This is a genomic window from Empedobacter sp. EJD.6dd, assembly GCF_057369435.1.
In genome coordinates this window covers 2,904,703-2,918,839 of record NZ_CM170667.1, presented here as the reverse complement: position 1 = coordinate 2,918,839, position 14,137 = coordinate 2,904,703, and the positions used below count along the sequence as shown (strand labels likewise).

At 32.1% G+C, this 14,137-nt stretch carries 16 protein-coding genes; 9 read left to right on the top strand and 7 right to left on the bottom strand.

From position 1 onward, the window contains the following. Nucleotide 1: 1 nt before the first annotated feature. Both rsmH and mraZ read right to left on the bottom strand, forming a co-directional pair. Nucleotides 2-910 (bottom strand): 16S rRNA (cytosine(1402)-N(4))-methyltransferase RsmH, encoded by a 909-nt coding sequence (rsmH, locus tag AC2I98_RS13680; protein WP_486412217.1) that lies wholly within the window; start codon nucleotides 908-910, stop codon nucleotides 2-4. Next, nucleotides 894-1,364 (bottom strand): division/cell wall cluster transcriptional repressor MraZ, encoded by a 471-nt coding sequence (gene mraZ, locus AC2I98_RS13675; protein WP_486412216.1) that lies wholly within the window; start codon nucleotides 1,362-1,364, stop codon nucleotides 894-896. Before mraZ ends, rsmH begins: the two co-directional genes overlap by 17 nt. Before the next feature lie 261 nt (nucleotides 1,365-1,625). Between mraZ and AC2I98_RS13670 the strand changes: the two genes are divergently transcribed. Beyond that, nucleotides 1,626-2,408: an alpha/beta fold hydrolase gene (locus AC2I98_RS13670; protein ID WP_486412215.1), complete on the top strand. Its 783-nt coding sequence runs from the start codon at nucleotides 1,626-1,628 to the stop codon at nucleotides 2,406-2,408. Between the two features lie 2 nt (nucleotides 2,409-2,410). Continuing rightward, nucleotides 2,411-3,043 (top strand): ribosome biogenesis GTP-binding protein YihA/YsxC, encoded by a 633-nt coding sequence (gene yihA, locus AC2I98_RS13665; RefSeq protein ID WP_486412214.1) that lies wholly within the window; start codon nucleotides 2,411-2,413, stop codon nucleotides 3,041-3,043. Between the two features lie 36 nt (nucleotides 3,044-3,079). Here the strand turns inward: yihA and AC2I98_RS13660 are convergent, their stop codons facing one another. From AC2I98_RS13660 to AC2I98_RS13650, 3 genes are all read right to left on the bottom strand, one after another. After that, nucleotides 3,080-3,403 carry a hypothetical protein gene (locus tag AC2I98_RS13660; protein WP_486412213.1) on the bottom strand — a complete coding sequence of 108 codons (324 nt, stop codon included), beginning with the start codon at nucleotides 3,401-3,403 and terminating at the stop codon, nucleotides 3,080-3,082. Between the two features lie 45 nt (nucleotides 3,404-3,448). Beyond that, a complete protein-coding gene (locus tag AC2I98_RS13655) occupies nucleotides 3,449-3,868 on the bottom strand; it encodes a type II 3-dehydroquinate dehydratase (protein ID WP_486412212.1) in 420 nt (139 codons plus the stop codon). Between the two features lie 173 nt (nucleotides 3,869-4,041). Beyond that, nucleotides 4,042-5,322, bottom strand: a complete 1,281-nt coding sequence (locus AC2I98_RS13650; RefSeq protein WP_486412211.1) for a replication-associated recombination protein A — start codon at nucleotides 5,320-5,322, stop codon at nucleotides 4,042-4,044. A 113-nt stretch (nucleotides 5,323-5,435) separates the two neighbouring features. On the opposite strand from AC2I98_RS13650, the gene AC2I98_RS13645 reads away from it, so the two are divergent. The 5 genes from AC2I98_RS13645 to mscL all read left to right on the top strand — a co-directional run bounded on the left by AC2I98_RS13645 (nucleotide 5,436) and on the right by mscL (nucleotide 8,041). After that, nucleotides 5,436-5,840: a hypothetical protein gene (locus AC2I98_RS13645; RefSeq protein WP_486412210.1), complete on the top strand. Its 405-nt coding sequence runs from the start codon at nucleotides 5,436-5,438 to the stop codon at nucleotides 5,838-5,840. Nucleotides 5,841-5,898: 58 nt separating this feature from the next. Beyond that, on the top strand, nucleotides 5,899-6,405 hold the full coding sequence (locus tag AC2I98_RS13640) for a thioredoxin family protein (protein ID WP_486412209.1): 507 nt from the start codon (nucleotides 5,899-5,901) through the stop codon (nucleotides 6,403-6,405). Between the two features lie 91 nt (nucleotides 6,406-6,496). Further along, nucleotides 6,497-6,730 (top strand): membrane protein insertion efficiency factor YidD, encoded by a 234-nt coding sequence (gene yidD, locus AC2I98_RS13635; RefSeq protein WP_486412208.1) that lies wholly within the window; start codon nucleotides 6,497-6,499, stop codon nucleotides 6,728-6,730. Then, entirely contained in the window at nucleotides 6,730-7,626 is an 897-nt protein-coding gene (gene lgt, locus AC2I98_RS13630) for a prolipoprotein diacylglyceryl transferase (protein ID WP_486412207.1), read from the top strand. The genes yidD and lgt overlap by 1 nt, the downstream gene beginning before the upstream one ends. A 31-nt stretch (nucleotides 7,627-7,657) precedes the next feature. Further along, nucleotides 7,658-8,041, top strand: coding sequence for a large conductance mechanosensitive channel protein MscL (gene mscL, locus AC2I98_RS13625; protein ID WP_486412206.1), 384 nt, complete (start codon nucleotides 7,658-7,660; stop codon nucleotides 8,039-8,041). A gap of 77 nt (nucleotides 8,042-8,118) precedes the next feature. Here the strand turns inward: mscL and AC2I98_RS13620 are convergent, their stop codons facing one another. Beyond that, entirely contained in the window at nucleotides 8,119-10,632 is a 2,514-nt protein-coding gene (locus AC2I98_RS13620; RefSeq protein ID WP_486412205.1) for a TonB-dependent receptor domain-containing protein, read from the bottom strand. A 238-nt stretch (nucleotides 10,633-10,870) separates the two neighbouring features. Here AC2I98_RS13620 and AC2I98_RS13615 point away from each other — a divergent pair, with 238 nt between their 5' ends. Next, complete coding sequence (locus tag AC2I98_RS13615) at nucleotides 10,871-11,197, top strand: hypothetical protein (protein WP_486412204.1); 327 nt, start codon at nucleotides 10,871-10,873, stop codon at nucleotides 11,195-11,197. A 36-nt stretch (nucleotides 11,198-11,233) separates the two neighbouring features. On the opposite strand, the gene proS is transcribed toward AC2I98_RS13615, so the two are convergent. Then, the gene (proS, locus tag AC2I98_RS13610) at nucleotides 11,234-12,712 is read right to left on the bottom strand and encodes a proline--tRNA ligase (protein WP_486412203.1); all 1,479 of its coding nucleotides are present in this window, start codon (nucleotides 12,710-12,712) and stop codon (nucleotides 11,234-11,236) included. 103 nt (nucleotides 12,713-12,815) lie between these two features. Here proS and AC2I98_RS13605 point away from each other — a divergent pair, with 103 nt between their 5' ends. Next, nucleotides 12,816-14,129, top strand: coding sequence for a hypothetical protein (locus tag AC2I98_RS13605; RefSeq protein WP_486412202.1), 1,314 nt, complete (start codon nucleotides 12,816-12,818; stop codon nucleotides 14,127-14,129). The last annotated feature ends 8 nt before the right edge of the window (nucleotides 14,130-14,137 follow it).

Here is a 14,137-nt window from a genome sequence, read left to right as displayed (position 1 = left end):
TTTATTCATCCTCGTTTCGAACTGCAATACGCATTTTCGCACTACGCGCTCTAGGATTTTCATTTATTTCATCTTGCGTTGGCACAATCACCTTTGACTGCAAAGGCTTAAATGGAGCTGACCAATTCCCATAGATATCACGCTCTGGCTCACCTTCAAACATACCGTTTTTCATATAGCGTTTCGTCAAACGATCTTCTAATGAATGATAAGAAATAATCACCAAACGTCCACCAGGTTTTATCACCTCTCCACATTGCGTCAACATATCTTTTAAAGCAGCCATTTCATCATTCACTTCTATACGTAAAGCTTGAAACATTTGAGCGAAAAATTTATTTTCTTTCATTTTTGGAATGAAAGAAAAAATTTGTTTCAATTCATCAATTGTGTTGATTTCTTTATCTGCTCTTGCTTTCACAACTTCTCTCGCCAAACGATATGAACCTTGCAACTCTCCAAAATCATAAAAAACACGAGCAAGATCTTCTTCTTCGTATTCATTAATAATTGTTTTTGCAGAAAGTTTTGCATTTTGATTCATTCGCATATCCAACTCTCCATCGAAGCGAGTTGAAAAACCACGTTCTGGCGTATCAAATTGATGAGAAGAAACTCCCAAATCACCTAAAACACCATCTACTTGTTTTACCCCACGAATTCTTAAATTATTTTTCAAGAATCGAAAGTTTTGCTCAACTAACTCAAATCGATTATCGTCAATTTTGTTACGAATTACATCTACATCTTGATCAAATGAAAATAATTTCCCATCTTGATCTAAACGATTTAATATTTCACGCGAGTGTCCTCCACCCCCGAACGTACAATCTACATATATACCCGACTCATTAATTATTAATGCGTCAACACTTTCTTTTAATAATACTGGATTATGATACTCGCTCATCTTCACCTAAATTTCCCATTACATCTTCTGCCAAAGCAGCAAAATCTAAATCATCTACATTAATCGACTCTTCGTATTTGTCTTTATCCCAAATTTCGATCATATTTACAGAAGAATTCAAAACTACTTCTTTATTAATTTCTGCAAATTTCACTAAATCTTTTGAAATTTGTAACCTTCCAGTTGTATCAACTTCGACAATTTTTAATCCAGCCGTAAAAATTCGAATGAAATCATTATTTTTTTTCACAAATCGGTTCAATTTATTCAAATCATTCATCACTTTTTCCCATTCTTTCATTGGATGCAGTTCTAAACAATTTTGAAACACAGATCTTTTCAACACAAAGCCATCTTCCATACAATCAGCCAATTGTTTTTTCAAACCCGCTGGTAATGGGAGCCTCCCCTTTGTATCTACCTTACACTCATATGTTCCAATTAATGAATTCATGATAGAATTTTTTCAAAAATAGAAAAAAAATTACCACTTATTACCATTTTTTACCACTTTTATTGAAATAGTTATCAACAATTTAAAATTTAGTATCAAACAGTTAGGATTTTTATAACGCAAATACCTTATTTTTTTCATGTTTTAGCATTTATATAGACCTTGTTTTGATGAATAGAAAATCAGAATGTTAAAGTTTTTTAGATAAAGCACTATTTAAAAAATATAATTAATTAAATTTGTCGACTTAATATCGAGTAAATGTTTTTTAGCTTAAAGAAAAAAGATAAGTTCTCTTACATAGAAGAAGGAGAAGGACAACCAATTGTTTTACTTCACGGTTTGATGGGTGAACTTAGCAATTTTAGCTCACTTACAAGTTTTTATGCAGCAAGAGGATACAAGGTTTTCGCTCCAGAATTACCTATATATTCGCTTCCTGTGATTAGTACAAATATCAAGAACATTGCAAAGCATGTTGCAAAGTTTGTAGAGGAAATCGTAAAGGAGCCAGCTATTTTAGTCGGAAATTCTTTAGGTGGACACATAGGTTTGATGGTTTGCCATAGACATCCAGAGTTTGTAAAAGCACTTTGTTTAACAGGAAGTTCTGGTTTATACGAAAAATCTTTTGGAGAAACTTATCCGAAACGTGGTAACTATGAATATGTAGAACGTAAAACACGCGAAGTTTTTTACGATCCTAATGTTGCAACAAAAGAAATTGTAGACGATGTTTTTGACACTGTAAATGACAGAAATAAAGCAATCAAAACTTTATATATTGCAAGAGATGCTATTAAATCTAACATGAAAGATGATTTAAAAGATATCAAAATGCCTGTTTGTTTAATTTGGGGAAAACAAGATAATGTAACTCCTCCAGAAGTTGCTATTGAGTTTAATGAAGAACTACCAGATGCTTCGTTATTTTGGATTGATGAATGTGGTCATGCTCCAATGATGGAACATCCTGAATTATTCAACGAGATTTTACATAAATGGCTAATCGAAAAACAATTAGACCCAGCCACTAAAGCATAATTATGATCAAAAAAGCTGAATTCGTAACAAGTTCGCAAAAATATACAGATTGCCCACCGCCATTCAAACCAGAATATGCATTTATTGGGCGATCTAATGTTGGAAAATCATCTTTAATCAATATGATTTCCAACAAAAAAGCTTTAGCTAAAACTTCTGCTACTCCTGGAAAAACGCAACTTATCAACACATTCGAAATGGATGATACTTGGTATTTGGCAGATTTACCTGGTTATGGTTTCGCAAAAGCACCAAAAGGAGTCCGTGGAGGTTTTAATAAAATGATTTATGATTACATTGAATTTAGAGAAAATTTAGTCAATGTATTTTTATTGATAGATTCTCGTCACACTCCGCAAAACATCGATTTACAGTTTATGGAATGGCTAGGAAAAAAACAAATTCCATTTTCTATAGTCTTTACAAAATTGGATAAATTAACAAGTTCTCAGATGCAAAAAAATCTGAATCATTATAAAAATGAACTATTGAAAACTTGGGAAGAATTACCAAAAATATTTGTAAGTTCTGCAACCAGCCAAATTGGTAAACTAGAAATTCTTGGATATATAGATAGCCTGAATGAAAAGCTTGTTGATGAGTTCAATAAAGAAAAATATAAAAAGAAATATTAATTAAAAAGTCGGAACTATGTTCCGACTTTTTTAATTTTATTCTCCCAATTCAGCAGATTTAGTTTTCAAATCATTCATACAAGGTTCAATAACTTTCATCAATCGATCTTGTAACTCTTTCGACGGACTATTCATTTGTAACATTTCTGAATAAGTAAATTCATCTAACATTTTATCCGTTGAACAATCACAATATTTCTTAATCAAACCCTGTTTAGCTACCGACATTCCTGGCGTAATTGCCGCTTGCTCACATGCAGTCATTGCTTGTGCTTTATGCTCCGCATTATTCTTATCTGCTTTTGCATTACATCCAATAAGTGCAAAACCTGCAAATATTCCTAAAATAATTTTCTTCATAGGTAATAGTTTTTTTTTATATAATGTTAAGATAATGATTATTAATTATTTCACAAAATCATTAACAGCTTCTATATAACCAGGCAATCCTTTTCCTGAAATTATTTTTAAACAACTTTCTCCTGTAACACTATTCTTTCTAAAATCTTCACGTGCATAAATATCCGAAATATGAACCTCAATAACTTTTGTTGTAATTGCCTTTATTGCATCTGCAATTGCATACGAATAATGCGTATATGCACCAGCATTTAAAACTATTCCATCATATTTAAAGCCAACTTCATGCAATTTATCAATTATATCTCCTTCGTGATTTGACTGATAATAATGCAATGAAACATCTGGAAATTGCTTTTTTATTTCAATAAAGAAATCTTCAAATGTTTGTGTTCCATAAATTTCTGGTTCACGTACACCAAGTAAATTTAAATTAGGTCCGTTTATAATTTGTATTTGTTTCATTTACTTTGTTTTACAATTTATTAAGTCTTTTTTTATATTTTATTAACTTTTTGGCACAGTACTTGCAATATTATTTATACCAACCTTATAACATAGATTATAACCAATCTAAACCAAAAAATCAACCAAACCTTAAAATCTCAGTTAATAAATGATTAACTGAGATTTTTGTTTTAATATCCATATTTCCCTTTCCATTTCTGATTAAGAGATTGTTTATCTACTTGTTCACGCTTATTATTTCCAGGTTCGTAAAAAGTAGTTCCCGAAATTTCATCTGGTAAAAATTCTTGCTCAGCAAAATTTCCTGGAAAATCGTGTGAATATTTATACTCTTTTCCATAATCCAAATCTTTCATCAACTTGGTTGGTGCATTTCTCAGATGCAACGGAACAGCTAAATCTCCAGTTTGTTTTACTATTTGTTGCGCTTTACCAATTGCCAAATATGTTGCATTGCTCTTCGGTGAATTTGCTAAATAAACAGCGCACTGACTTAATAAAATTCGAGATTCTGGATAACCAATTACTGAAACCGCCTGAAATGTATTATTTGCCAAAATCATCGCTGTTGGATTTGCATTACCAATATCTTCTGAGGCTGAAATTAACATTCTACGTGCAATAAATTTTAAATCTTCTCCACCTTCTATCATTCGTGCCAACCAATAAACAGCTCCATTTGGATCTGATCCACGAATCGATTTGATAAATGCCGAAATAATATCGTAATGTTGCTCACCTGTTTTATCGTAACGTGCTAAATTTTGCTGAATACGTTCATGAACAATTTCATCGTTGATAATAATTTTATCTATCGGAGAAAAACTATTAATCACCAACTCCAAACCATTCAACAGTTTTCTTGCATCACCTCCCGAATATCTTAATAATGCATTTGTTTCAACTAATTCAATATTTAATTTAGATAAAACCGTATCTTTTTTTACAGCTCGTTCTATTAAATCAATTAAATCTTCTTTTTCAAGATGTTTTAATACATAAACTTGCGCTCGAGAAAGTAAAGCAGGAACAACTTCGAAACTAGGGTTTTCGGTTGTTGCACCAATCAATGTTACCAAACCTGTTTCAACAGCACCTAACAAACTATCTTGTTGCGATTTATTGAAACGATGAATTTCATCAATAAAAAGAATAGGATTTTTTGTTCCTGAAAATAGATTCTGATTCTTTGCCTTTTCTATTACTTCGCGCACTTCTTTTACACCAGAATTTATAGCACTTAAGGTATAAAAAGGACGATCTGTCAATTCGGAAATCAATTGAGCAAGCGTTGTTTTACCAGTCCCTGGAGGTCCCCAAAAAATCATCGAAGCAATCATATCATGTTGCAACATCATTTTTATAGGACCATTATTTCCTACCAAATGTTTCTGATTAATGTATTCCTCGAGCGTTTTTGGACGCATTCTTTCAGCTAAAGGCGCATTCATAAAATCCTATTTAGATTTCAAAGTTAGCGAATGTTTTGTCAAAATGAATGATTTTTTCGGCGACGTATTTTGGCATTTAGATTTATTTTCTTTGTAATAGAATAAAAATTAAAATGATGAAGAAAGCGTTAGAATGTGCTTTAATTTTAACAAGAAAGCACCAACTTTTGGGTGATAAAATTGCTTTATCAACTGATTATTTGAAAAAGATTGAACTAAAAGATAAACAATCAGAAATCAACAAAAAAATGATTGAATTTTTGATTGAAGTGCAAGAATTTGTGGAGTTTATCAAAGTTAATCAAGAACTTAAATTGATGTATACCGATTTGGTAAATTACTACTTTAACCAGATTCATCATCAAATTAATTTTTATGAAATTGAATTAGATCGATTAGAATTTGAATCTAAATTCTCAATCAATTTAATTAATCAAATCAAAAAGAATGAAAAAAATGGAGAAATAAATTCAGTTCAAGAAAAACTAAATTTATGCTACAATATTATTAATTCGTAGAAAAACGTTTTCGGCATAATTTTTTATTGTAAATTCGAATGAATATTTAGAATTTGAAATGAAAAAATTAACAATGTTTTTTAGCTTAATGATACTTTCATTAAGTTTTGCATTTGGTCAACAAACAGAAAAGCCAAAAATTTATAATGAAGAAGCAAACCCGAAAGTAGATATTGCGAATGCAGTACAAAAGGCTTCTGCTGAAAAAAAACACGTTTTATTACAAGTTGGTGGAAACTGGTGTGCTTGGTGCATGATGTTTGATAAATTGACAAAAGAAAATCAAGAAATAAAAGATTACATCGCCAATAATTATGAGGTAGTTCATGTGAATTATTCTCCTAAAAATAAAAACGAAGAAACGTTGGCTGCTTTAAAACATCCTGAGCGTTTTGGTTTTCCAGTTTTTGTTATTTTAGATGACAAAGGAAACTTAATTCATACACAAAACTCTGCTTATTTAGAAAGTAAGGAAACGAAAGGTCATGATCCGAAAGTTGTATTAGAGTTTTTACAAAACTGGTCGTACAAAGCTTTAGATCCTGCAAGTTATATTAAAAAATAGGTTTAACTATAAAAATATAAGAATCAATCTGCAAAGGACAAAACTTTTGGATTGATTCTTTTTTATTTCTGTTATTGATTAACTTTGCGAGATGAACAATATTTTAATAAAACCATTTATTTTATTGGTTCGTTTTTATCAATTAGCAATTTCTCCGTGGATGGGAAGCAATTGTAGATATCAACCAACTTGCTCGTCTTATATGATAGAAGCGCTAAAAGAACATGGTTTATTGAAAGGTTTGTGGCTCGGAACTAAAAGAATTGGTCGTTGTCATCCTTGGGGAGGACATGGATACGACCCTGTACCTAAAAAGAAAAATTAATGATTAACTTAATTTCGTTTATCGATTGGGATCCAAAACCTTATTTATTTGAAATAGCAGGATTCAAAATACATATTTACAGTTTATGTTGGATAGTAGCCTTTGTAGTAGGTTGGTATTTGATGTCGAATATTTTCAAAAAAGAGAATCAGAAAAAAGAATTACTTGATCCTTTATTTTTATACACGTTTATAGGAGCAATTGTAGGAGCAAGACTAGGTGAATATTTATTCTATGACCCAGCAGCTTTTATAGAAAGACCTATCGAAGTATTTTTACCTGTTCAACATGCACCAGGGCAAAGTGCTTTCTTTGGATTATTACAAGATTATGAATTTGTTGGATTTAGTGGATTAGCTAGTCACGGAGCTGCATTAGGAGTTATTTTAACATCTTATTTATTTAGTAGAAAATATTTACACCGCAATGTTTTGTGGTTATTAGATAGGATGGCAGTTGTGGTTCCATTTGGTGGAGCAGCTGTTCGAATTGGAAATTTTTATAATTCTGAAATTGTAGGAAAAGCATCAGATTTACCTTGGGCAGTAAAGTTTCATCAACAAAGTTTGGGCTATGGAGAAGTAATTCCTCGTCACCCAGCTCAAATTTATGAAGCGATTGGTTATGTCATTTTAGGATTTATCATGCTTTATATGTACAATAAAACAGATAAAAGAAAATATTTGGGTGCCATGTTAGGAGTATTCTTATTTTTATTATTTTTAATACGATTTGTTGTCGAATTTTATAAAGAAAATCAAGGAGAAGAAGCTGTTGCTCAAGCTTTAAATATTGGACTAAACAATGGTCAAATTTTAAGTATTCCTTTTATGTTAATTGGAATCTACTTATTTATCTCATCAAAAAATAGATTAGATACAAATCAACCAAAATAAATATTATAAACTTTGAAATAAATTTAAACTTATGGGATTTTTTAAAGAATTTAAAGAGTTTGCTGTAAAAGGCAACGTTATTGATCTTGCTGTCGGTGTAGTTATCGGTGGTGCTTTTGGTAAAATTGTAACTTCTTTGGTAGAAGATATTATTACACCTGCAATTTTAAATCCAGCTTTAAAAGCTATTCATGCCGAAAATTTAGCTGCTTTGGTTATTCCTGGAACTGCAATTAAATATGGTAGCTTTTTAGCTGCTGCTATTTCGTTTACAGTTGTAGCTTTTGCTTTATTTTTGATGATTAAAGGAATCAACAAATTGAAAAAAGAAGCTCCAGTAGAAGAAGCTCCAGCTGGTCCAACACAAGAAGAATTATTAGCTGAAATTCGTGACTTGTTAAAAAACAAATCTTAATTTTTGCTTGATTGAATAAACAAAAAAAGGTTGTCCAAAATTGGACAACCTTTTTTTTTATTCGATTTCTATAACTATTAAGAAGGAGATTGTGTTTGCATTTGCATTTCTTCTCCACCCATTTCTTCTCCATCAGGACGTTGTCTATTTTTCTCCTTTTCATTCGTTTTCTTAAAACGATATGTAAATGATAAGTTGAAAGAGCGTTTCATCCAACGCATACTTTCGTAATTTGTATAGTCAATTCCGTATGTTGTAGACTCTCTTTTTCTCGAATTGAATACATCGCGAATATTGAATGATAACGTTGCTTGTTTATTGAATAAATCTTTTGATAAAGAGAAATCCATAGACAAGTTATCTTCAATTTTTTGTTGAGCCGTCTTCATACTTCCCATATAATTCCCAGCAACCTGAATTTTGAAATCAGCTGGTAAAGTAAAATTAGATGATAAACGTCCACGTGAACTAAATCCATCTCCAGAAAAATCCTGAGAATCTAATTTTGTAATTGTTTCTCCTGTTACTTTATCAATACTTTCATTATATTCTTCGTAGTATCCTGTTCTTTTGTAACCAAATAAATTAACATTAAACATTAAATTCCACCATTTAGCTGGCTTATATGTCGCTGTTAAATCTAAACCGTAACGATCTTCGTCACCAGCATTGATTGGCTTCGTAACAAATACATCTTGTAATGTATTATCAGAAATATTTAACTTAGTATATTGACGTTGAAATTGATTGATTACATCAGTTGTTCTTTGATAAAATAAACTTGGTGTCACCATCAATTTACCAACTGTTGTAATATAAGATAACTCGAATGAGTTTGTATATGTTGGATTTAAATCCGGGTTACCATTTCTAACATTTCTATCATCTGTTGCAGAAAAGAAAGGCATTAACATGAATCCCATTGGACGACGTACACGACGCGAATAACTTAATTGCAGCTCATTTTTATCTGTAAACTTGTAATTTAATGTTAACGTCGGGAATAAATCTGTGTATTTTTTAGAGATTTTTTCGTTTGATGTATGGTTTTTAATTTCCATGTCAGAACTCTCCATACGTAAACCTGCAAAGTATTGAAACTTCTCTCCAATTGCATTTCCGTATTGTGCATAAGCCGCAAATACATTTTGTTGATTATCTACGTTTGCAAAGAAACTGTTATCTGGAACTAAACCAGTTGGCGTAACGTTAAATGTTTTGTTATCTGTTTTATTGTTATTAAAATCAGCACGAGCACCTAACTCAAATTTACCTTTTTCTCCAAAAGGACGAACATAATCTGCTGTTAAGACAACAGTTGTTTGATCTTCTAAATTATCTGTAACTCTTGATGAAATATCGTTTGCATTTTTATAATTTAACACATTTCCATCTTCATCTTCTTTTTGAAGTGAAACACGTCCAGTAAATACAAATTCGTGACCTTTTTTATCAAATTCATGTTTATAATTAAAATCTGCATCAAAGTTATTCTCAATTTCTTTTTCGTCTTGAACATTATATTCATTACGTAAAAAATTCATTGCTGTATCATAATAATTATAATTTACCAAAGCATTGTTGTTTCCATTATTGTAACGGTAACCAGCAGATAATCCTATAGTATTTTTATCATCTAAGTAATATTCACCACCTAATCGAATATTGTAATTTCTTCTGATTCGATCATTGTCACGATTCGTTCCTCTAAAACTTGTGATATTAGTAGAGTTTCTATCAAAGTATGTAGTGAAAACTTCTCCTTCTCCTGCACGATCTGCATATCGAGAACCTAAAGTCGTGTAAATATTATACTTTTTTGTTTTGTAGTTTAAATTTACATTTCCTCCTACCATTGTTGGAATTCCTCCATTCAATGTTACAGAACCATTAAAACCTGTATTCGAACCTTTTTTCAATACAATATTAATAATACCTGCAGATCCCGAAGCTTCGTAACGTGCAGATGGATTTGTAACCAACTCGATACGTTCTACATTTTCAGCTGGAATATTTTTTAAAGCATCTGCTACACTCGAAACGCCTAACATTCCCGATGGTTTTCCATCAATCAAGAATTTTACATTATCATTTCCTCTTAACGAAACATTACCTTCTGCATCTACTTGTACAGATGGTACATTTGCTAAAGCATCAGACAAAGATTGTCCTTGCGACATAGGATCATTCGCCATGTCGTAGACTTTTTTATCTAATTCTACTTTATAAATTGGTTTTTCCGCTGTTACAACAGCTGCATCTAACGAAACTGTTTGCGATGTTTTTACTGTAAAAGTTCCTAAATCTAATGCCGATGTTAAATTTAGTTGCTTTTCTATCGCATCATACCCCATTGGCTCTATCACCAAAATATAATCTCCAGCTTTTGCTTCGACAACAAAATCTCCTTTTGCATCTGTAGCACCTTCTGCTACAACTCCATCCTCTGTACTTTCAAGCGTTATGGTTGTGTACTCCACGGGCTTGTTGTCACTTGACAAGACTTTACCCCTGATTTTTAAAAGATCTTGTGCATTCAATCCTGCACAAATACAAATAAAAACCAGAGCAAATAAATTTCTTAACCTCATTTGTTCAATTTTCTTTTTGTAGTTTTAAATTTTACAACTTATTAGACAAACCTTTTTTTAAAAGGTTTAATTCTAAATAAAAAATATTCAAAAAGAATCTGTCGAAGTAAATTATGTATTGTTACAATCTTTTATAAGTTATTGTTTCTTTCAATAAAAAAATTTAACAAAATCTATTTTAAACCTTTTTCATTTTTTATAGTCTTAAGAATAAATAAACAAAAAAAAGTTGATAATTATGAGAACAGCATTTTATAAATATTTAGGTTTGGGATTAATTGCTTTCACTTTAACAACTGCTTCGGCTCAAGATAGAAATGAAGGATCGAGAGAGCAGAAATTACAACAATTAAAAAAAGATTTGAACTTGACAGATGCGCAAGTAATCAAAATCAAACAAATCGAAGATAGTTACAAAGACGAAAAACTGGAATTGAAAAAGAAAATGAAAGAAGTTCGTCAAAAAGAATTTAATGAAATAAATAATGTTTTTACGCCAGAACAGCGAGCGACATTAAAAGAATTACACAGTAAAAGACATCAAAATAGAAAAGGAGCTAATTAATAGCTCCTTTTTTATTTGATATATTTTTTCTAAAATTTAGTACGCTTTCGCATATAAAACTCTATATTTTGCAGGTTTTCCTGAAAAAACATCCACTCCTTCTGTTGGAGTTTCGAAAGCTTGAGGAATACAACGAATAGTTGCTTTCGTCGCATTTTTCACAGCTTCTTCTGTTTCTTCTGTTCCGTCCCATAAAGCTGAAACAAATCCACCTTTATTTTCAATAATATCTTTGAATTCTTCAAAAGTTGAAGCTTCTGTTGTATGAGTATCTCGGAAATCTACAGCACGATTGAATAAATTCGCTTGGATTTCTTCTAACAATTTTTCTACTTCAGTTGATACATTATCCAACGCAATAAATTGTTTTTCTAACGTATCACGACGAGCAACCTCAACATGACCTTTTTCTAAATCTTTTGGTCCAATTGCGATACGTACAGGAACACCTTTCAATTCGTATTCTGCAAATTTCCAACCTGGTTTTGTTTTATCATCATCATCAAATTTGATCGAAATTCCTTTCGCTTTCAATTCTGATGAAAATTTATCAACCACTTGACGAATTTCTTCTAATTGCTCTTCTGTTTTATAAATAGGAACAACTACAACTTGAATTGGTGCTAATTTCGGAGGTAAAACTAATCCTAAATCATCTGAATGTGTCATAATTAATGCTCCCATTAAACGAGTAGAAACTCCCCAAGAAGTTGCCCAAACATATTCTTGCTTACCTTCTTTACTTGCAAATTTTACATCAAAAGCTTTCGCAAAATTTTGACCTAAAAAGTGAGATGTACCAGCTTGTAAAGCTTTACCATCTTGCATTAATGCTTCGATTGTATATGTATCATCTGCTCCTGCAAAACGTTCAGAATCTGACTTTCTTCCTTTTACAACTGGAATTGCCATAAAATTCTCTACCACATCTGCATATACTTCTTGCATTTGTTGCGCTTCTGCAATTGCTTCATCTTTGGTTTCGTGAGCTGTGTGTCCTTCTTGCCATAAAAATTCGGCTGTTCTTAAAAACAAGCGTGTACGCATTTCCCAACGAACAACATTTGCCCATTGATTAATCAGAATTGGTAAATCACGATAAGATTGAATCCAACCTTTGTATGTACTCCAAATAATTGCTTCTGAAGTTGGACGAACAATTAATTCTTCTTCTAATTTTGCTTCTGGATCAACAATCAATTTTCCTTTATTGTCAGGATCATTTTTTAATCGATAATGTGTAACTACAGCACATTCTTTTGCAAAACCTTCTGCATTTTTTTCTTCGGCTTCGAATAAACTTTTAGGAACAAATAAGGGGAAATAAGCGTTTTGATGACCAGTTTCTTTAAATCTTTTGTCTAATTCTGCTTGTAGTTTTTCCCAAATAGCATAACCATAAGGTTTAATCACCATACAACCTCTAACTTTCGAATTTTCAGCTAGATTCGCCTTTACAACAAGCTCATTGTACCACTTAGAATAATCCTCAGCACGAGTTGTTAATTTTGCCATAATCTTTTATATTTGTTGATAAGTTTCGTATCTTTACTTGGCATTATTATTGCCTTTAAATTTATGCAAATTTAATTATTACAAACGATGTAAATTTATAATTATGAACAAAGTTTATAAAATTTCTAATAAAATTTCTGCAACTACTCTAATTGTGGTAGCTGCCTTAGGAATTTCATCTTGTTCGACTTATCAGCCAAGTGGTTACGAAAGCGACGGTGTTTATTATAACCCGAAAACAGATAAAACATATCAACAAGCTCAACCACAATATGGTACTGAGCAAGGTGAACAAGATAATCCTGGTGAAATAAAAATTGGTAGTCCTTACTTTGATGCTGAAGGAAATGGAGCTGAACAATTTTATTACCAAGACGATGCGGACAGTACACAAAATGGTACTTCTGACAAATCTACAACAAAAGTTAAAATTAACGGGTACGGTTTAGGAGGATATAATTATTTTGGAAACAATGATTATACACTTTCTTTAAACGGATCTAGTAATTATGACTGGGGAAGAAATGATGGTGTAGAAATTAACATTTGGAACAATTATCCTTGGTATAACTACGGATGGGGAGGTTTCTATAATCCTTATCGTTGGGGATACTACAATCCTTGGTATGGAGGATGGTACGGAAATGGTTTTGGAATTTCTTTCGGATGGGGTTGGAATGATCCTTGGTACAACGGATACTATGGTTGGGGATGGAACAGACCTTACTATGGTGGTTACTATGGATGGAATAATTGGTATGGATATCCAGGTTATTACAATGGATATTACGGATATAATCGTCCAAGAGGAATTTACTCTCAACCAGGCTACAGAAATGGTGGTCGTTTAAACAATACGATTAATTCTACTCGTCCAATAGGTAGTTTTAATAGAGATAATCAGATCTCAAATGGTATTCGACCTTCAAGAGGAAGTAACATCAATAACACGACTACACGACCAAGCCGTGAGGTTAGACCAAGTGTTGATCAAAGTCAAATGAATGGTACACGTCCTACTAGAGAAGTAAGACCATCTGTTGGACAAGGACAAAACAATACGACTCGTCCAACTCGTGAAGTTAGACCAAGTGTTGATCAAAGTCAAATGAACAGTACACGTCCTACTAGAGAAGTAAGACCGTCTGTTAATCAAGACCAAATGAACACTCGTCCAACTCGTGAAGTTAGACCAGCTCAAACTCAACAGCCAACTTACAACACAAGACCAACAAGAGAAGCACAACAATACCAACAACCAAGCAGAAGCTATGATAGAGGTAGCATGAACAATTCTCGTCCTACTTACTCAACTCCTGCTCCAAGTAGAGGAAGCAGTATGAGTAGCGGAAGCATGGGAGGTGGTTCTCGTGGAAGCATGGGAGGCGGTGGATCTCGTGGTGGCGGAAGAAGATAATTTGATTT

Coding starts and splice junctions, on each gene's coding strand:
- rsmH (WP_486412217.1), bottom strand. CDS start 910: ATGAGCGAGTATCATAATCCAGTATTATTAAAAGAAAGTGTTGACGCA.
- mraZ (WP_486412216.1), bottom strand. CDS start 1,364: ATGAATTCATTAATTGGAACATATGAGTGTAAGGTAGATACAAAGGGG.
- AC2I98_RS13670 (WP_486412215.1), top strand. CDS start 1,626: ATGTTTTTTAGCTTAAAGAAAAAAGATAAGTTCTCTTACATAGAAGAA.
- yihA (WP_486412214.1), top strand. CDS start 2,411: ATGATCAAAAAAGCTGAATTCGTAACAAGTTCGCAAAAATATACAGAT.
- AC2I98_RS13660 (WP_486412213.1), bottom strand. CDS start 3,403: ATGAAGAAAATTATTTTAGGAATATTTGCAGGTTTTGCACTTATTGGA.
- AC2I98_RS13655 (WP_486412212.1), bottom strand. CDS start 3,868: ATGAAACAAATACAAATTATAAACGGACCTAATTTAAATTTACTTGGT.
- AC2I98_RS13650 (WP_486412211.1), bottom strand. CDS start 5,322: ATGAATGCGCCTTTAGCTGAAAGAATGCGTCCAAAAACGCTCGAGGAA.
- AC2I98_RS13645 (WP_486412210.1), top strand. CDS start 5,436: ATGATGAAGAAAGCGTTAGAATGTGCTTTAATTTTAACAAGAAAGCAC.
- AC2I98_RS13640 (WP_486412209.1), top strand. CDS start 5,899: ATGAAAAAATTAACAATGTTTTTTAGCTTAATGATACTTTCATTAAGT.
- yidD (WP_486412208.1), top strand. CDS start 6,497: ATGAACAATATTTTAATAAAACCATTTATTTTATTGGTTCGTTTTTAT.
- lgt (WP_486412207.1), top strand. CDS start 6,730: ATGATTAACTTAATTTCGTTTATCGATTGGGATCCAAAACCTTATTTA.
- mscL (WP_486412206.1), top strand. CDS start 7,658: ATGGGATTTTTTAAAGAATTTAAAGAGTTTGCTGTAAAAGGCAACGTT.
- AC2I98_RS13620 (WP_486412205.1), bottom strand. CDS start 10,632: ATGAGGTTAAGAAATTTATTTGCTCTGGTTTTTATTTGTATTTGTGCA.
- AC2I98_RS13615 (WP_486412204.1), top strand. CDS start 10,871: ATGAGAACAGCATTTTATAAATATTTAGGTTTGGGATTAATTGCTTTC.
- proS (WP_486412203.1), bottom strand. CDS start 12,712: ATGGCAAAATTAACAACTCGTGCTGAGGATTATTCTAAGTGGTACAAT.
- AC2I98_RS13605 (WP_486412202.1), top strand. CDS start 12,816: ATGAACAAAGTTTATAAAATTTCTAATAAAATTTCTGCAACTACTCTA.